This is a genomic window from Vibrio sinaloensis (assembly GCF_023195835.1).
Lineage (GTDB): Bacteria > Pseudomonadota > Gammaproteobacteria > Enterobacterales > Vibrionaceae > Vibrio > Vibrio sinaloensis_C.
Window position 1 is genome coordinate 2402660 of sequence record NZ_CP096199.1, and the last position, 18954, is coordinate 2421613.

Below are 18954 nucleotides of genomic sequence, written 5' to 3' on the forward strand. Positions count from 1 at the left end.
AACTTATTGTGTCAAACACTTTTTTTGTTATTTCAGCCTAAGCTAATTTGTTAGCTTTCTGCCCAGCGTCACCTCGACTATTGCTTGGCAACGGAGGCGCATTATAGGCAGTTTTCACAAAAGGACAATAGCGAAAACTAAAAAAAATCGCTTAAGCAAATCGTTTGCTCACAAAAGAATCAAAACGAATAAAAACAAAACAAAAGGCCCAAATACAGGGCCTTTCTCTTCGTCTAGGTCTTATCAATTATTGATGCGCAATGATCTGATCATTACTTACTACCAGCCGAACTGGTTTGTCTGGTAGTACATTGCCCGATAGAATCTCCTTGGCCAACGGGTTTTCAACGCTATGTTGAATCGCGCGCTTAAGTGGCCTCGCGCCATAAACCGGATCGAAACCAACCTGAGCAATCAGATCCAACGCCTTATCCGATACTTCCAAGACAAAGCCTTTTTCTTCCATACGAGAAGCCAAGCGTTGCAATTGGATAGATGCAATCGACTTAATGTGCTCTTTTCCTAATGGATGGAATACAACACTTTCATCAACACGGTTAAGGAACTCTGGGCGGAAGTGTTTGCGCACTACCTCCATTACTTGTTCTTTCATCTGCTGATAGTCAACCGTGCCGAAGTTTTCTTGAATACTTGCTGACCCCAAGTTAGAAGTCATAATAACGACAGTATTGCGAAAATCGACGGTACGTCCTTGGCCATCAGTCAAACGCCCATCATCGAGCACTTGTAGCAAGATATTAAACACATCAGGGTGCGCTTTTTCCACCTCGTCCAACAAGATGACCGAATATGGTTTGCGCCTAACCGCTTCAGTAAGGTAGCCGCCTTCTTCATATCCAACATAGCCAGGAGGCGCCCCCACAAGTCGAGCTACAGAGTGCTTCTCCATAAACTCTGACATATCAATGCGCACCATGGCATCTTCACTATCGAACATGAAACTTGCCAAGGTTTTACACAGTTCTGTTTTACCCACACCGGTTGGACCCAAGAATAGGAACGAACCGATAGGTCGATTTGGGTCTGAAAGTCCGGCTCGGCTGCGGCGAATGGCATTCGACACCACCTCTACCGCCTCAGTTTGGCCAATCACTCGATTGTGTAACACCTCTTCCATCCGCAGTAGCTTTTCTTTCTCGGCCTCAAGCATTTTCGAAACCGGAATACCCGTTTGCTTTGACAACACTTCAGCGATCTCAGTGTCGGTCACTTTGTTACGCAGTAGGGTCATTTCCTGCATCTCAGCTTGGGTCGCCAAGTCGAGCTGCTTTTCCAGCTCAGGGATGCGTCCATACTGAAGCTCGGACATTCGGCTCAAATCACCAGCACGGCGCGCAAACTCCATATCCATACGCGCTTGTTCTAGCTCTGACTTGATATGCTGAGTCCCGGACAGCGCCGCTTTCTCTGCATTCCATACCTCTTCAAGTTCGGCAAACTCACGCTCTTTTTCTGCCAGCTCTTGGTTGAGGGTGTCTAAGCGCTTTTCACTCGCTTCGTCATACTCATTGCTCAACGCTTGTTGCTCAATCTTGAGTTGGATGATTTTACGCTCTAGCTTATCCAACGACTCTGGCTTAGAGTCAATCTGCATGCGAATGCTCGAAGCGGCTTCATCAATTAAGTCTATCGCTTTGTCGGGCAGTTGGCGGTCAGAGACATAACGATGTGACAAGCTTGCCGCCGCGACAATGGCTGGATCGGTAATCTCAACATGATGATGCAGCTCGTAACGTTCTTTAAGTCCGCGTAAAATCGCGACGGTATCTTCAACCGTTGGCTCATCGACTAAGACCTTTTGGAACCGCCGTTCAAGCGCTGGGTCTTTCTCTATATATTTACGATATTCATCTAGAGTGGTCGCGCCGACACAGTGCAGTTCGCCTCGCGCTAACGCGGGTTTAAGCATATTGCCGGCATCCATAGAGCCTTCGCCTTTGCCCGCGCCGACCATGGTGTGAATCTCGTCGATAAAGAGGATCACATTACCCTCTTCCTTCGCGAGTTCATTCAGTACCGACTTGAGACGCTCTTCGAATTCTCCGCGATACTTAGCACCAGCCACCAGCGCCCCAAGGTCGAGCGACAGAACTCGTCGACCACGCAGCCCTTCTGGCACCTCATTGTTAACAATGCGTTGAGCTAACCCTTCAACAATAGCGGTCTTACCCACCCCAGGCTCACCAATGATCACTGGGTTGTTTTTGGTTCGACGCTGAAGTACTTGGATAGTACGGCGAATTTCATCGTCACGGCCGATGACTGGGTCTAACTTACCTTGCTCAGCTCGCTCAGTCAGATCGATGGTAAACTTCTCTAATGCTTGTCGAAGCTCTTCGGCGTTAGGATCGTTCACAGTCTGTCCACCGCGAATTTTATCTATCGCGCCACTGACTTTGGCTTCGGTTAAGCCCATCTCTTTTAACAAAGACCCTAGCGGCCCTTTATCTTCTAGCGCGGCAAGTAAGAAAACTTCTGAGGATATATAGGCATCTTGGCGTTTTTGCGCCACCTTGTCACAGATGTTGAACAGTGTGCCCATAGAGCTCGAGAGCTGAACGTCACCACCAATACCGCTAACCTTTGGTAAACGGTCCAACATCTCGCTTAATTTAGAGCGTAGATGAGTCGCGTCTACATCAAGCATGGTCAATAATGGGCGGATAGGGCTACCATTCTGGTCCATTAGCGCAACCATAAGATGCACAGGTTCAATATATTGATGATCTCGTCCCAGTGCTAACGACTGAGCGTCAGATATCGCAATCTGGAACTTACTGGTAAATCTATCAAGACGCATACCTACCTTCCTACCTCAACTGAGAAAAATGGACTAATCAGTATGAAAGATGGCTACGCTTGAGCTGATTTTCAAGGTCTGGTCAAAGAATTGGCACAGTTAAAGAGAGGTTATGGCTCGATCCAGATAAAGCTTGCTTGACGGCCTGTTACGCCATCGCGGCGATATGAATAAAAGCGCTCTGAATCACGATAAGTGCAAAGATTGCTGTAGTAGATTTGCTCAACGCCCGCGCGGTTAAGTCTTTGGCTAACTAACAGATTCATGTCAGCAAGCCATTTACCCTTTGTAGGTAAAGCTTGGAAAGCTTCAACCGCCTGTGGGATTTGAGCCGAAAACGCTTGAACCACATCATCACCGACTTCAAACGCATCAGGTCCAATTGCAGGACCAATCCAAGCCATGAGCGGCCCGTTCAACTGAGCAACGGCGTTTTCGACAATCCCATTCGCAAGACCTCGCCAACCGGCATGCACCGCCGCCACTTGAGAGGCTTGCTCGTTGGTCAGCAATACAGGTAAGCAGTCGGCCGTCATTGCCGAGCAGACCACACCAGGCGTTTGGGTCCAAACGCCGTCTGCATCCAGAACCTGCTGAGTTGGCTCATTTTGCTTCACCACCACCGTGGAGTGGGTTTGATTAAGCCAAACCGGCGCTGATGGCATGTTAGCTTGCTGTGCGAGCCAGTGGCGATTGTTCACAACGAGCGATGGTTCATCCCCTACATGTGTCCCTAGGTTTAACCCTTGGTACACACCCAGTGAAAAACCATCACGCCGAGTAGACGCAAAGGCTTTCACTTGCTTTGGCGCTGGCCAATTGGGGATGATTTGATCCACGACTAAAGCTCGTCTTCCAATCCATGTTCACGCGTATCTTGGCGTAACGCTTCGGCCATGGCCACCATGTCGTCAGGTACAGGAGCGTGAAACTCAAGTTCCTCGCCTGTCACTGGGTGTTCAAACTTAAGCATCACAGCGTGCAAAGCTTGACGGTCAAACTTACGAATCATCTCCGCTAACTCTTGTGTCGCTCCAGCCGGAATACGAGCTCGGCCACCGTATGCTGTATCCCCTAACAGTGGGTGCTGCAGGTACGCCATATGGACACGAATTTGGTGGGTTCGACCCGTTTCGAGGCGCAAGCGGATGCGCGTATGCTCACGAAAATGCTCTGCCACGCGATAATGAGTCACTGCCGGTTTGCCCATCGGACTTACTGCCATCAAGGTTCGTTTAGTTGAATGACGACCGATCGGCTGTTCAACACGGCCACCAGCGGTCATTCGCCCGATAGCGATCGCTTCGTACTCACGGGTAATGTTGCGCTTTTGCAGAGCTCGAACTAGGCGGGTTTGTGCTGGAACGGTTTTCGCCACCACCATTAACCCTGTGGTGTCTTTATCAAGACGGTGCACAATACCCGCACGAGGTACCTCAGCTATCGCTGGGTAATGATGTAACAGTGCGTTCAACACTGTGCCATCAGGCGTTCCCGCTCCTGGATGAACAACAAAGTCGCGCGGCTTATTGATCACCATGATGTCGTCATCTTCGTAGACAATGTCTAACGGAATATCTTGCGCTTCCCAACGCTCTTCGTCTTCAAGTTCCGCTTGTAGAACAATCTCTTCGCCACCCATCACTTTAGTGCGCGGTTTGGTCACGACCTCACCGTTGACTCGTACCTTGCCGTCAAGCAACCACTCTTTTAAGCGAGAGCGGGAGAAATCGGCAAATAATTCGGCAATAGCTTGGTCAAGGCGTTGGCCTAGTTGGCTATCTTTTACTGTATTTGTTAACTCAATCTGCTGGGCCATATCGAACTTTTTTAAAAACTGTGAGACTAATTGTCACTACTATGGAAAAATACGCTGTTTGGACATTGTATCTGTTACGTACTAGAAAGTAACGGAAGCAGCAGAAATATTTATCTCAAGGAATCGAATCCTGACATGAAAAAGCACACTCTATCTGGCTTGTTGGCATTATCAGTACTGGTTGGCTGCTCGAGCAGCGAAGAAGTTGTTCCAGATGTGCCACCATCTGAGCTGTACTCAGAAGCACAGGTTTCGCTTCAAAGTGGTAATTGGCTAACGGCGATTGAGAGACTAGAAGCACTCGACTCACGTTACCCATTTGGCGCCTACTCGGAGCAAGTGCAGCTCGACCTCATCTACGCTTACTACAAAAACGACGACCTGGCCTTGGGTTTGGCCACCATTGAGCGTTTTACTCGACTCAACCCAACTCATCAAAAGCTAGACTGGGTTTTGTACATGCGTGGCCTGACTCATATGGCACAAGATCGCAACTTCATGCACGATGTGTTTAATATTGATCGCAGTGACCGGGACCCAGAGCCAGTCCAAAAAGCATTTGCTGACTTTAAAAAGCTACTTGAACGCTACCCAACAAGCCCTTACGCCCAAGACGCGCAGCAACGGATGTATGCGCTCAAAAATCGTCTCGCTGAGTACGATTTGGCCACGGCAGATTTCTATTTACGTCGAGAAGCGTGGGTAGCCGCAATCAATCGAACTCAAGAACTGCAAAAAACTTACCCCGATACCGAAGCTGCACGCAAGTCGCTCGCTATCCAGTTAGAGGCTTATCAGCAGTTAGGTCTACAAGATGCAGTAAAACGCACCGAGCAGCTGATCGAGTTGAACCCTGAGTAATACGATTGCCATTTGGGGCCGAACGATATAACGACTCCAACGACTAATAAACGCCTCCACTATTCGTATATGTAACAGGGAGGCGTTTTTGTTGGCTTCTTTGCTGAAAGGATGAACTCGGACTACATTTTAATCATTAGATATAGGGAGTTATCGATGGTAGGCCGGTTTGTATTGTTGATTGTGTTGAGCGTGTTGAGCCTAAACGTGTTCGCTTTGTCTTTAGAGCCACTGCAAAAGCAGCCGTACTTCGGTGATTTAGACCAACTGAGAAAGAAAGGCGCAATTCGCGTATTAGTGTCGGCGGATCTGGGATTCTACTATATCGAAAATGGCCGACCGAAAGGGATTCTGGCCGAGCTGCTCTATCACTTTGAGCAAGAACTGCGTCAACAATCTTCTTATTTCAATCTGCAAGTCATTCCCGTTCAGAGAGATGAACTCTTTCCTGCCTTAGAAACGGGCTTTGGTGATTTGATCGTCGCCAATCTTACCATCACCCACGAGCGTCAACAGCAAGTCGACTTCAGCCGCCCAATACTCACTGATGTACAGGAGTTAGTGGTCACAGCGAAAAATCGACCGCCTATTGAACGCATTGAACAACTCAGCGGTTCAGAAATATGGGTTCGTCCCAGCTCCAGCTACTTTGAAAGCCTTCAACGACTTAATGCCGAATTTGATCGTCAATCCCTCCCTCCGGTAGTCGTGCATTTTATCGAAGAGACATTGCAAGATTTCGAATTAATAGAAATGGTTAATCAAGGCCATATTGAAGCAACCGTGTTAGACAGCCACAAAAGCGAGCTGTGGCTGAAAGTGATGGACAATATCCAAATCCACCCAGATATCCCACTCAGAGAAAATGGCAAGATCGCTTGGGCAATGCGTCAAAACAGTCCCAAACTCAAAGCCTTTGTCGATCAGTATCTCAAAGACTACCGTTCTGGGACGTTACTTGGAAATGTTATTTACGGCAAATATATCGACGATACACGTTGGCTCAGCCGCATAATGACCCCTGATCACGTCGGGCGCTTGGAGCGTTTAGAGCCGCTGTTTAGTGAATATTCTCAGAAATATAGCTTTGATGCCCTGATGTTGTCGGCCCAAGGTTTTCAAGAGTCCGGGCTAGATCAGAGCAAGGTGTCACATAAAGGGGCGGTGGGTGTGATGCAGGTATTACCAAGTACCGCAAGCGATCCCAACGTCAACATACCCGATATCGAAAAGGTCGATAATAATATTCATGCCGGGGCCAAATATCTGCGTTTTCTCAAGGACAGGTATTTTTCGGATCCTGCCATTGCACACGATGACAAGATCTATTTATCGTTAGCCGCCTACAATGCCGGCCCAGCCAATATCCGGCGAATGCGCAAACTGGCAGAGCAACAGGGGTACGATCCTAACCGCTGGTTTGGACACGTGGAGATAGTAACTCGACGCAATATCGGCCGTGAACCTGTCCATTACGTGTCGAACATCAACCGCTATTTCGTGATATATAAGCAGTTATCCGCACTAAAAGCGCAGCGTCAAACGCAAGGCCTGGGCAAACTTTAATCTACGGAGAGAGACACTCAGAGGAAGTGGAATTTAATTCACGTTTATTGACTGGTCAAAAGCTGAGCTTTGATTTTATTGGGCCGTAAAAGTGCTCTAAAAAACGATTGAATTTTAGTGTGTTACCTCTTCCAATCTAAACTCTTTTTACTCGGTGACAAGCTTTTTCGTACCTGAATCCAACCACACTTTGAGTTGGATCACGTTTGAATTCAAGTCTCAACAACAGCAACAAAAAAGTGATCTGTGTCATGTTATTTTAGCTATGGATAAGTAATCTGAAGTTAACCCATGAGGGAGAAAACAGAGGAAAGCATCTATGAAAGTAAACATCACTGGTAAAAATATCGACATCACCTCTGCAATTCGCACCCATATAGAGAGCAAGTTTAAAAAGTTAGAAAAGTGGCAAGTAGACATTATCGGTTGTCAGGCAAGCTTCAGCGAGGAGCCAAACAAACAGAAGAAATTTGAAGCTGTCATCACAGTGCCAAAAGGCCAACTGGTCGCTTCCGCCACTCACGAAGATTTATACGCTGCCGTTAATGAGGTAGAACAGAAACTAGAACGTCAGCTCAACAAACTCCGTCACAAACCAGAGGCACGTCGCAGTGATAAGCCTGAGTTTGAAGAAGAAGTAGAATAACGGTTAAAACTAACCGCCTTGGAAAATAGCGCCGATTGGCGCTATTTTTTTGCTTGACGCTCAATACACGGTTGCTTATTGTGTTTGAGGATTAATAAATCAGTAGATAACTGAATCACTATGCAAACAAACCTACTGTTCTTTTTTGACTTGTTTTTTCTCCACTAAACTGGGGGCTCTCTCGTTTGCGAAAGATAAGTCAAAAACGAACAGAAAGCCTCCTACGGGAGGCTTTTTTTATGAGGAATACTAGGATGACTGACCAAAAATACTCACTTGAACAAATTCGACTTCGACTCAACGAGCTTGATGATCAACTGCTCCAACTGCTGTCGGAACGTCGTCAAATGAGTATTGAAGTGGCAAAAAGCAAGGTCGAAACCTCTAAGCCAGTACGTGATGCAGAACGAGAGCAACAACTGTTGGTTAAGCTTATCAACAACGGTTATCAAAAATATCAGTTGGATGCACAATACATCACCAAACTTTTCCACACCATCATTGAAGACTCCGTTCTACTCCAGCAGTCTTACTTACAAAACCTCGCCAACCCCGAACTCAGTCGCAAACCTCTCGCTCGAGTCGCTTTCCTAGGCTCTAAAGGCTCCTATTCTCATCTAGCCAGTCGCGAGTACTTCAGCCGCAAGAATACCGAGCTTATCGAACTCAACTGTGAACATTTTAAGCAGGTCACCCACACGGTAGAATCAGGCCACGCCGACTATGGTGTATTGCCGATTGAAAACACCAGTTCAGGCTCAATCAACGAGGTCTACGACTTACTGCAACACACCACTTTATACATTGTTGGTGAGCTCACTTTACCGATTGAGCACTGCTTGGTCGCTACGTCTGAGATTCGCTTAGAAGAGATCAAAACCCTCTACTCTCATCCTCAACCTCACGCCCAATGCAGTGAGTTTTTGAGCCAACTAGACGGGGTGAAACTCGAGTCTTGTGCCAGTACCGCTGACGCGATGCGTAAAGTTAAACAGATGAACCGCAGCGATGTCGCCGCAATTGGTAACGCGTCCAGCGGAAAGCTGTATGGTCTGCAACCGATTCAGAGCAACATTGCCAATCAGACCGAAAACCACACCCGCTTTATCATCGTCGCTCGCAAACCGGTTGAGGTCTCTGCGCAAATCCCGGCGAAAACCACCTTAATTATGTCCACATCGCAGCAAGCCGGTTCGCTGGTTGAAACCTTGTTGGTCCTACAGCGTTACGACATCAACATGACGAAGTTAGAGTCTCGACCAATCATGGGCAATCCATGGGAAGAGATGTTCTATGTCGATTTAGAAGCACATCTTGACTCACAGCAGATGCAGCAGGCGATAGCTGAACTGACCAAGATCACTAAACATTTGAAAGTATTAGGTTGTTACCCAAGTGAAAATGTTAAACCGACACAGGTAAAATTACAGTAATTAAGTTAGCTGGCTCAAATAACCTCGACGAAATGGCTGACACCTAGCACTAATATCCTTACTATCTTAAACCAATAAGTTGCATATTAGTTAAGGGTCTATTGACCCTAGTGTCAGCTCTAACATACTGACTCTGGTAAGCATTTTACTTTCTCCATTAGGGTACTTGTTAGTCAGTATGAGAACATCACTGCTATTTCTGCTTTACGCCCACACTTGTATGGCACTCGCCGCGCCTTCACCGCTTAAGATTTATCTGTGGGAAGACACGCTCGCGAGCGAAGTGCAGCAACAGTGGCAAGCCGAAACAGGCATCGCACTCAGCCTTTCTCACTTCGATAACGATGACGAACGCAGTCTGTTGATGATGAAAAACCCACAACTCCCGTTTGATGTTGTGGTATTAGACAATGTGTCTGCCCAAATCTACGGCCGATTGGGGGCATTTGAGAAGCTCTCACAGCTGGAGGGACGACAGCACAATGGCGTGAAATGGAATCAAGCGTGCGGTGACTACGCCATTCCTTATTTCTGGGGTACTGTCGGCGTGGCCTATCGAAAATCAGCCATCAGTCAACCACCGACAACTTGGCAGGAGTTTGTCTCACCTCCACCCGATTTGCATGGCAGAATTGGCATGCTCAACGACAGTACCGAAACATTTTTGCCCATTTTGTATAGTCTAGGATTATCACCAACAACTGACGACATCAGCCAACTAAAACAGGCCTACCCCAAATTGATGGCTTTCAGCGATTACATTCTCACCTACGACTACGTACTGAGTTATATTCGCAGTGGCGACGCCTCTCAGCTGGACATGGCGCTCGCATACAGCGGCGATCACTATTCATTGAATCGCTTCTATCAACAAGACTTGTGGAGCTTTACTGTTCCCAAAGGGGAACTATTTGTCTGGGTAGATTGCCTCGCCGTTAGTCGATACTCAGAAAATAAACAGGCAGCCAAACACTTCCTAGAATTTTTAATGCGCCCACAAGTGGCTGCAAGCAATGCAACAAATATCAAAGCTGCAACGCCCAACTTAAGTGCTATGAAACTACTGCCAGATTGGTATGTAAATGATGCATCATTGTTTCCTGCCCCAGAGCGTATAGAAAACGCCCGAGTAGATAGCGAACTCTCGGCAGATAATATCGGTATCCGTACCAAAATAATTAATCAACTACTTAAACGTCATGAAGCTAAACACTAGGGTCCTCTTACTGATAGCACCTGTGGTTTTGCTCAGTGCCATTTTGTCTAGCTACAGCATTTATGTCAGCCAGAAAGATGCATTGATCAAGCGTGAACACAGCTACCTGCAACTTTCGATGGAAAAGTTGGCGGGTCACTTTCGCCAGTCCATTGCCCTGATCAACAGCTATTCACTGACCTTGACCAAAAGCGACATTATTCGTCACTACTTTCGTCAGCCAGACAACCCGTACCGAGAAATGAAACTGCTCGAAAGTTTGCAAACCACCATTCAAAGCCTTCAGCCAAATCAACGCGATGACATTAGTGTCGCCATTGTCGATGGCCAACAAAGAGTGCGATTCTACTCAGACAATCAGAACGACCCATTCTCAACCTTGGATAAAAATATCCTCGACTATATTCAAGCCACCTATCGAGCAACAGGCGACACCAGCCATACCGGTTTTGCCAAAAGCTATCAGGGCCAAAGTATCCTCATTCGCTACGATGTACTAGACAGCAGCACGCTCGATGCCCCACTGAGCTACAACCGAGAGCAGGTGTTTTTTATTGTGGTATCGCTGTCGCTGGATAAGTTCGATCAGCTTAAGCACATTCTGGAGTTCGATAACGACAGCAGTATTTTCTTTGTCGATGAGCCGCTGCCGGAAGTCGGCCTGGCACAAACCGTTGAGCTTAAATCCGATCTGTATGCAGTGCTCGATCCTGCCCAATATTTGATAGAGCAAAAACTTGCCGAGATAGAGCTTAGATTGCTGCTCTCTTTTGGCCTCTCGTCTGTATTGACCGTTTCAATTTTGCTGCTATTACTGCGCCGCCATGTTATCACTCCGATAACGCAGCTCGATAACCAGCTGCAGGAAGTGGAACTGCGCAAGCGAACAAACATTGAAAGACTTGAAAGCAGCAACGAAATTGGCCGACTTTCGACCCGATTTTATGAAATGTATCAAGAACTTGACTCTAGCTATCAAAAAACCAAAGCGATGGCGGAAAATGATCACCTGACTCAATTGGCGAACCGCTATCAATTTCAAAACTTTGTCGAACAGGCGCTAACAACCACCCCCTGCGCATGGATCCTCTATATCGACTTAGATAACTTCAAGTACGTTAACGACAAGTATGGCCATCAAGTCGGTGACTCACTCTTGGTCACTTTTGCCCACCACATAAAAACCGTTACCCAACACGTCGAACAGCAGCATTTGATTCGTTGTTTGGCGTCAAGATTGTCTGGCGATGAGTTCGCAATTTTCGTTGCGGCTGAGCACCATCACCACTATGCCGAGGCGTTGGCTGAGATGGTCTTGGCTCCGATTCAAAATCATAACAAAGAAGTGATTGGCAACTTTCCAATTACCGCAAGTATTGGTATTGCCTCTTACCCTAGCGACGGCCAAGACCTAGCCAAGTTGCTTTCGCGAGCGGATACCGCCATGTATCAAGCAAAACGAGCTGGCAAAAACCAGATTGCTCATTACTCTCGCGAGTTGGACGAAATAATATTTCGCCGCACCCAAATTGAACGTGCGCTGCGCAGTGATGATTTGGCCAATGAGTTTACACTCCTCTACCAACCCTACTTTGACCGCAGTGGACAAGAGGTGGTTGGCGTCGAAGCACTGCTGCGCTGGGACTCTTCCGATCTTGGTCGAATCAACCCAAGTGAGTTTATCCCTATATCTGAACAAATCGGCTTATTTAGCACTATCGACCGCTGGGTTATCGAGCAAGCATTTAAAGATTTTAGTGCGGTTCAGCGCTGCTTTTCGTCTCCGATCCAGATCTCGATTAACCTCTCTTCCGCAGAGTTAGACTCGGTCAAACTGGCACGTGATATTCATCAGTTGATGAATCGTTACCCTATTGATGCTGCGAATATAGATTTTGAAATTACCGAGACGTTTGCCTCGGACTCACAAAGTCACTTGTTACTGTATGAATTGTCAAAAATGGGATTCAATCTCACTATTGATGACTTTGGTTCTGGTTACACGTCTATTACTCAACTGTTTGAGTACCCTGTACAAAAAATTAAATTTGACCGACAGTTCCTCGAAACCTTGATAAAGACCGACAACCGCCAAGTCGTCAAGCCGTTAGTGGACTTGTGTCATTCGCAATCGATGCTGGTGACAGCAGAAGGGATAGAGTCACAAGAGATGCAACATTGGCTAGCCACCAACCAATGTGATTATATGCAGGGTTTCTTCCTCTCCCCACCCTTGACGCTCTCTGAGTTACAATTGGGGCTTTACCAAGAAAAAGGACAGCAGTATGTCAGTAAAAAAGGTTATTGTAGCTTCGCTTAACCCAGCGAAGATCAACGCGGTAAAAAGTGCTTTCTGCGCTTCCTTTGCCGCTCAAGATTTTGAGTTTGTTGGGGTCAGCGTTGCAAGCGAAGTCTCCGATCAACCGATGGACAATGAAGAAACCCACCTAGGCGCGCTCAATCGAGTAAAAAATGCCAAAACCCTTGTGCCAGATGGCGATTATTATGTAGGTCTTGAGGCTGGAATAGAAGGCAATGTCACCTTTGCTTGGATGGTGATAGAGTCACTCACTCAGCGTGGCGAATCTCGCTCAGCAAGCTTGATGTTACCGCCTGTCGTAGTAGAGAAGTTACAGCAAGCTAACGAGCTTGGCGATGTGATGGATGAGCTGTTTGCCACCGACAATATCAAACAAAAAGGCGGGGCGATTAGTTTGCTTACTCATGATTTGCTTACTCGCAGCTCGGTCTATCACCAAGCATTGATTCTGGCTCTGATCCCCTTTATGAATCCAAAGCACTTTCCTGCCAATTTATAAAATAAGGATGCGACGCATCCTTATTTTATATTCAACAATTGCGCAAGCTGCTGCTTTTCTTGGTCTTGCTTAGACTTCAACTCATTGGAACCTCGAGTAATGGTCGCAATACCCACACCCAACATTTGACTAATCTGCCGCTGAGACAAATCGCCTTTTAGCAGTTCACGGAAAATATTGACTCTCGCTACCAAAGCATCACGTTCGTCTGAGGTTAACAACATGGTCAGCAACATCTCATGCTGTTCAGACTCGGTACTGCGTTTGATCAAATCTAAAATCTGTTGCCACTCTTGATACTCGGGTTGTAAAGACATCGATACCTTGCTCGTTAATATTGGGCCTTCAGCTCATGCTGGTTTAAAAACGCTCCATCGACACCTAACACCTCACGATAGTAGGTTTCAAACATCAAAATATTCTGCACATATCCTCGAGTTTCCTTAAATGGAATCGACTCGATAAATGCATAAGCGTCTAACTTACCCTGGGTTCTTTCACGCCAAGTTTTCACTCGGTTAGGACCCGCATTATACGCGGCTAATGCAAAAATTCGATTGTTATCGTATTGCTCTAACAAGCTATTGAAGTAATGACTGCCAATCTCGATGTTCTTGCCGACCTGATACAAATCATCGCTGCTTTGATAGCTCAGCTTGTATTTACGCGCAGTGTATTTTGCCGTCGAAGGCATGATCTGCATGATGCCCCTTGCCCCTACCGGTGATCTCGCTTCGATATCCAACGCGCTCTCTTGGCGAGCCAATGACATCAACGTAATGGGATCTATGCTGTGCTTATCCGCATAGAAATTGAACCACCAGCGATGCGCGACAGGAAAGCGAATGGCAATATTGTCCCACATACGTGCTTGGATACTGGCCGTGACCGTTAAATTATGCCAGCCCATGAATGAAGCGTAGCCAGCGAGCATCTCTTTTTGCTTATCACTCGCACGGGCCAACAACCAGCGCCATTCACTTTTCGCGGCGGTAATTTTGTCTCGATCGATCAACTCTTCAATTCGCACGAGAGCTTGGTTGTACTCAGCAATCTGGGTCTTATCCAACAGGATTTCTGAGGTTGGATACTGGATAGAACGTTTTAGCTCTTTGGCGGCAGCCACACTATAAAAGTTACGCTGACCAATGATCGACTCGAGTCGCTGTTGACCTGTGCCAACTTCCCCGAGCGCCATTTCACTGCGACCTAACCAATATTGCCAACGCAGCGTCTGCTGTAACTCTTCAGGCAAGCGCTCAATCCACTGCTCCACGTGTTGCCAGTTGCCATGCTGAATCGCCAAACGAACACGTCTCTCGAGCAAGTTTTTATTCTTCGACGTTGCGATAAACTGATCTCGCCATTGCGCTAGCGGTTCAGATTCGGTGTTAATCAATCGAAACGCAATATAATCAGCCATCAGTTGTCTCTGCTCTGCAGAGAACTGCTGCGCTGTTGTCACCTGTTCAAACAGAGCTTGAGCTTGTTCGACATCGCTGCGTGCAAGCTTTTTTAACCCCAGCTCAGCCTGTTTTTGATTAAACGGGGTCGCGGCGTGTTGCTTGGAAAAACTTAACACGGTAGCGGAATTGGCAAACAAACGACGCATCTCTGCGGCTTGCTGCTTAGCAGCATCTGATTTGACTTGCTTGCTCAAGTAACTCATCAAGCTGCCATTTCGCGCTTCAAATGCCAATAGCATTCTCTCTAGTACCAATTGGTCAGTTTTCAGCCCAGCGTTATCCCAACTGGCAAACAGTCGATCACATTCATCAGCGATACTGTGCCCTGATAACCAGAGCTGCTCAGCTCCTTGATAAGCTAATGCTTTATCGCCAACTTGCGCATGCGCGTAATAGTAGTGGCATTGATAGGTCTCACCGCGTGGCTCAGAGGTTTGAAACTCAATCAATCGACGCCAATCTTGCTGACGTGCCAGAGCGTCAATGTAAGGCGCTCTCAGCCGAGCCGAAAATGGAAAGTCACCGTACTCCTCAATGAACGCCTCAACTTGCTGTGGGCTTCGCTTGCCAATGTCGACCAAAAAACTGCGATAATCCACGTAAGGTGTTAGGGGGTAGTCTGCAATTTGAGGTCGCAGTTGGTGATACTGCTCAACTTGCTTTTTATCAAGCAACTGCTGCGCTTGATCATAGAGTTCTCGCTGTTGTTGGATGTCCGCGGCCACTGTATAGGGCGCGACGCCCGCGCTGCAAACCATCGTTGACAAGAGCACAATCGATGAAGGAAGGCGATGCAGCGACTTGAGAAAAGTCAACGTCATATGAGTCTCATCCTGAGATAGCTAGTGGTTAAGATTAGGTATTAATGCTCATTGTAAACAGCGCTGTAAAGGGCACAGATGTAAATAATAATAAATTCACATAACTGTGACATTTGGCGATCTTTGAGCAAGGTTTAGCTTAGTTATTCATCACTAATACGTTCACAATGCAAAGGAGTTCGTTTCTGGAGTAACAAACCACGCCCAGTTAGTATAAAATGTGGGTCTACGAAAATTGATTATTTAGGAACGATCGGCAATGGCTGAATACGTATATACCATGTCGCGCGTGAGCAAAATTGTGCCACCAAAGCGACAAATTCTTAAAGACATCTCTCTAAGCTTCTTCCCTGGCGCAAAAATCGGTGTTTTGGGTCTGAACGGTGCGGGTAAATCTACCCTACTGCGCATCATGGCGGGTATCGATACTGATATCGACGGTGAAGCGCGCCCACAACCTGGCCTTAATGTTGGCTACCTTCCTCAAGAACCTGTTCTGGATGAATCGAAAACCGTGCGCGAAATCGTCGAAGAAGCGGTCTCTGATGTTGCCGGTGCAATGAAGCGTCTGGATGAAGTATACGCAGCATACGCAGAGCCCGATGCAGACTTCGATGCTCTGGCCAAAGAGCAAGGCGAGCTCGAAGCGCTGATTCAAGCCAAAGACGGCCACAACCTTGAAAACGCGTTAGAGCGTGCGGCCGATGCACTGCGTCTTCCAGAGTGGGATCAGAAAATCGAACACCTATCGGGTGGTGAACGTCGCCGTGTTGCGATTTGTCGTCTGCTACTGTCTAAACCAGATATGTTGCTACTCGATGAGCCAACCAACCACTTGGATGCCGAATCTGTGGCTTGGCTAGAGCGCTTCTTGGTCGATTACAGCGGCACTGTTGTGGCCATCACCCACGACCGTTACTTCCTCGACAACGCTGCGGGTTGGATTCTAGAACTGGACCGTGGTGAAGGTATTCCTTGGCAAGGTAACTACACCTCGTGGCTAGAGCAAAAAGATGCGCGTCTGCAACAAGAAGCGTCTCAAGAGAAAGCGCGTCAAAAGACGATTGAGAAGGAGCTTGAGTGGGTTCGTCAAAACCCGAAAGGTCGTCAGTCGAAATCTAAAGCGCGTATGGCTCGTTTTGAAGAACTGCAAAGCGGTGATCGTCAGAAGCGTAACGAAACTAACGAACTCTTCATCCCGCCAGGTGAGCGTCTCGGTGACAAGGTTATCGAAGTGAACAACCTCACCAAGTCGTTTGACGGCCGTGTGCTGATTGATGATCTATCGTTCAGCATTCCTAAAGGTGCCATCGTAGGTATCATTGGTGCCAACGGTGCAGGTAAATCTACCTTGTTCAAGATGCTTAGCGGCACCGAACAACCAGACTCAGGCACCATTGAGCTAGGTGACACGGTGAAACTGGCATCGGTTGATCAGTTCCGTGACGCCATGGATGACTCGAAAACGGTTTACCAAGAGATTTCTGAAGGTGCGGATATTATCAAGATCAACAACTTTGAGATCCCAGCTCGCGCCTACTGCTCACGCTTTAACTTCAAAGGCAGCGATCAGCAGAAGATCATTGGTGAGCTGTCTGGTGGTGAACGTAACCGTGTTCACCTAGCTAAACTGCTAAAAGCGGGCGGCAACGTGTTGCTACTCGATGAACCAACCAACGACCTTGATGTTGAGACGCTACGTGCACTCGAGGAAGCTCTGCTTGAATTCCCAGGCTGTGCCATGGTTATCTCGCACGACCGTTGGTTCCTAGACCGTATCGCGACTCACATCATCGATTATCGCGACGAAGGTCAGGTCAACTTCTACGAAGGTAACTATACTGAGTACATGGAGTGGCTGAAGAAGACCTTAGGCCCTGAAGCTGCAGAGCCGCATCGCATCAAGTACAAGCGTATCGCTAAGTAATCACGCTTGAAATTTGTGCAAAGGCCGCTACTATTAGCGGCCTTTATTGTCCTACACACAACCTGAGGTAGTGGCAATCGCGAAGAATGCGAACAAACGCGCACTGTGACCACTTTAGTTTTGTTACTCTTACGAGTTGAACCTAAGAGAGATAATTATGATCGAACGTCGTCGTTTTTCGCGCATTATTTATCAAGCGAAAGCTGTGTTAACACAAGATTCACTGACTGTAGACGGACTAGTTTGGGACTTGTCTCTACACGGTATGCTGTTGATCAGTGAACAGTCTGACCTACTCGCGCAAGATAAACAGGTTGAGGTATCCTTCTCGCTTCCGGACAGTGATGTCACGATTCAACTGGTAGGGAATATCGTTGGCTTAAATAACAATGTGATTCGTCTCAGCATTGATCACATTGATATTGAAAGCATCGGACACCTAAGGCGATTGGTTGAATTAAACGTAGGTGATGATGAGCTGCTGCATAGAGACATCGAACACTTATCAGATCTCGGTGAGTACACCTAAGCCAAATTAGTCTATGTCGAACAAAATTACGATCTCTATCCCTGACCAAACAGGGGTACAACACTTTCATGTTTCAAGAAAATCCCTGGTCATTGGCCTTGGCATCACCAGTGTCAGTATCATCGCTGGGGCCGGTTATCTAGCTAACCATTGGTATCAACAACTTAGCGAGCTAGAAACGCAAAAAGCACATCTTGAGCAATTGTACGCGGAGCAAATCGATACCGCGCATTCTCTATCACAAGAGCTCGAGGACAAGCGCAATCAACTCTCTATGCTTGGCAAGCGCGTCTATGATGTTGAATCAGTACTGGGTTTAGCAGATGAAAGTTTGCCCGATGACTACTCGCTTGAAAACCGGCTAGACGCCGCCGCGATTGACTCAGCGGTGCGCGCAACCATGTTTCGCCTGATCCCCAATGATGCGCCGCTCGATTACTTGCGCATCTCCTCATCCTATGGCCGACGCACCAACCCAATCACTGGCAAGCGTCATACCCACACGGGTATTGACCTCACGTGTCAGCGTGGCGAGCCTATCTACGCTCCTGCCGATGGCGTGGTGGAAACCGTGCGTCCTAGCTCGAAAGGTTTTGGCAACTTCCTCACAGTACGTCACTCATTCGGTTTTATGAGCTCTTATGCTCACTTAGCTAAGTTTAAAGTGCGCAGCGGTCAGTTTGTCAGCAAAGGTGAGCAGATTGCGACTTGTGGTAACTCAGGTAACTCAACCGGACCGCATCTTCATTATGAAGTGCGCTTTTTAGGCCGCGCTTTAAACCCGCAATACACGATGGATTGGACACCAGAGAACTTCAATTATCTGTTTGAAAAAGAGAAGAAGGTAAAGTGGGCTCCGCTTGTGAAGCTGATTGATGATACGGTCAGACTGCAAGTCAATCTCACCAATCATCCGTATCAGAGCCACTCGGTGAACACGGTCAAAAATGAGTCCGACGACAGCAGTGACTCCATTACAGTGCAATAAAAAACAGCGACCAGTGGTCGCTGTTTTTTTTGCTGTTTTCTT

Annotated in this window: 15 protein-coding genes and 1 other annotated feature; of the genes, 10 read left to right on the forward strand and 5 right to left on the reverse strand. The window is 47.3% G+C overall.

Features of this window, described 5'->3' with window-relative positions; genetic code table 11:
- Positions 1-247: 247 nt before the first annotated feature.
- From clpB to rluD, 3 genes are all read right to left on the reverse strand, one after another.
- On the reverse strand, positions 248-2821 hold the full coding sequence (gene clpB / locus MTO69_RS10870; RefSeq protein ID WP_248329147.1) for an ATP-dependent chaperone ClpB: 2574 nt from the start codon (positions 2819-2821) through the stop codon (positions 248-250).
- Between the two features lie 110 nt (positions 2822-2931).
- Positions 2932-3660, reverse strand: a complete 729-nt coding sequence (gene pgeF, locus MTO69_RS10875; RefSeq protein WP_248329149.1) for a peptidoglycan editing factor PgeF — start codon at positions 3658-3660, stop codon at positions 2932-2934.
- Between the two features lie 2 nt (positions 3661-3662).
- Positions 3663-4640 (reverse strand): 23S rRNA pseudouridine(1911/1915/1917) synthase RluD, encoded by a 978-nt coding sequence (gene rluD / locus MTO69_RS10880; RefSeq protein ID WP_248329152.1) that lies wholly within the window; start codon positions 4638-4640, stop codon positions 3663-3665.
- 135 nt (positions 4641-4775) lie between these two features.
- Between rluD and MTO69_RS10885 the strand changes: the two genes are divergently transcribed.
- The 7 genes from MTO69_RS10885 to yjjX all read left to right on the forward strand — a co-directional run bounded on the left by MTO69_RS10885 (position 4776) and on the right by yjjX (position 13181).
- Entirely contained in the window at positions 4776-5501 is a 726-nt protein-coding gene (locus MTO69_RS10885) for an outer membrane protein assembly factor BamD (protein ID WP_248329154.1), read from the forward strand.
- A 156-nt stretch (positions 5502-5657) separates the two neighbouring features.
- On the forward strand, positions 5658-7067 hold the full coding sequence (locus MTO69_RS10890; protein ID WP_248329156.1) for a lytic transglycosylase F: 1410 nt from the start codon (positions 5658-5660) through the stop codon (positions 7065-7067).
- Between the two features lie 319 nt (positions 7068-7386).
- On the forward strand, positions 7387-7713 hold the full coding sequence (hpf, locus tag MTO69_RS10895) for a ribosome hibernation-promoting factor, HPF/YfiA family (protein ID WP_248329158.1): 327 nt from the start codon (positions 7387-7389) through the stop codon (positions 7711-7713).
- A gap of 122 nt (positions 7714-7835) precedes the next feature.
- Positions 7836-7954: a sequence feature (Phe leader region), on the forward strand.
- A gap of 13 nt (positions 7955-7967) precedes the next feature.
- Complete coding sequence (gene pheA / locus MTO69_RS10900) at positions 7968-9146, forward strand: prephenate dehydratase (RefSeq protein ID WP_248329160.1); 1179 nt, start codon at positions 7968-7970, stop codon at positions 9144-9146.
- Positions 9147-9324: 178 nt separating this feature from the next.
- Positions 9325-10362, forward strand: coding sequence for a polyamine ABC transporter substrate-binding protein (locus tag MTO69_RS10905; RefSeq protein ID WP_248329162.1), 1038 nt, complete (start codon positions 9325-9327; stop codon positions 10360-10362).
- Positions 10346-12682, forward strand: a complete 2337-nt coding sequence (locus MTO69_RS10910; RefSeq protein WP_248329164.1) for a putative bifunctional diguanylate cyclase/phosphodiesterase — start codon at positions 10346-10348, stop codon at positions 12680-12682. The genes MTO69_RS10905 and MTO69_RS10910 overlap by 17 nt, the downstream gene beginning before the upstream one ends.
- Positions 12648-13181, forward strand: a complete 534-nt coding sequence (yjjX, locus tag MTO69_RS10915) for an inosine/xanthosine triphosphatase (protein ID WP_248329166.1) — start codon at positions 12648-12650, stop codon at positions 13179-13181. The genes MTO69_RS10910 and yjjX overlap by 35 nt, the downstream gene beginning before the upstream one ends.
- 20 nt (positions 13182-13201) lie before the next feature.
- On the opposite strand, the gene trpR is transcribed toward yjjX, so the two are convergent.
- Entirely contained in the window at positions 13202-13498 is a 297-nt protein-coding gene (gene trpR / locus MTO69_RS10920; RefSeq protein ID WP_248329168.1) for a trp operon repressor, read from the reverse strand.
- 14 nt (positions 13499-13512) lie between these two features.
- Positions 13513-15468, reverse strand: coding sequence for a murein transglycosylase (sltY, locus tag MTO69_RS10925; protein WP_248329171.1), 1956 nt, complete (start codon positions 15466-15468; stop codon positions 13513-13515).
- A gap of 259 nt (positions 15469-15727) precedes the next feature.
- Between sltY and ettA the strand changes: the two genes are divergently transcribed.
- The 3 genes from ettA to MTO69_RS10940 all read left to right on the forward strand — a co-directional run bounded on the left by ettA (position 15728) and on the right by MTO69_RS10940 (position 18912).
- The gene (gene ettA, locus MTO69_RS10930; protein WP_248329173.1) at positions 15728-17395 is read left to right on the forward strand and encodes an energy-dependent translational throttle protein EttA; all 1668 of its coding nucleotides are present in this window, start codon (positions 15728-15730) and stop codon (positions 17393-17395) included.
- 157 nt (positions 17396-17552) lie between these two features.
- Positions 17553-17924, forward strand: coding sequence for a PilZ domain-containing protein (locus MTO69_RS10935; RefSeq protein ID WP_248329175.1), 372 nt, complete (start codon positions 17553-17555; stop codon positions 17922-17924).
- 13 nt (positions 17925-17937) lie between these two features.
- A complete protein-coding gene (locus MTO69_RS10940) occupies positions 17938-18912 on the forward strand; it encodes a M23 family metallopeptidase (protein ID WP_248329177.1) in 975 nt (324 codons plus the stop codon).
- Positions 18913-18954 lie beyond the last annotated feature (42 nt).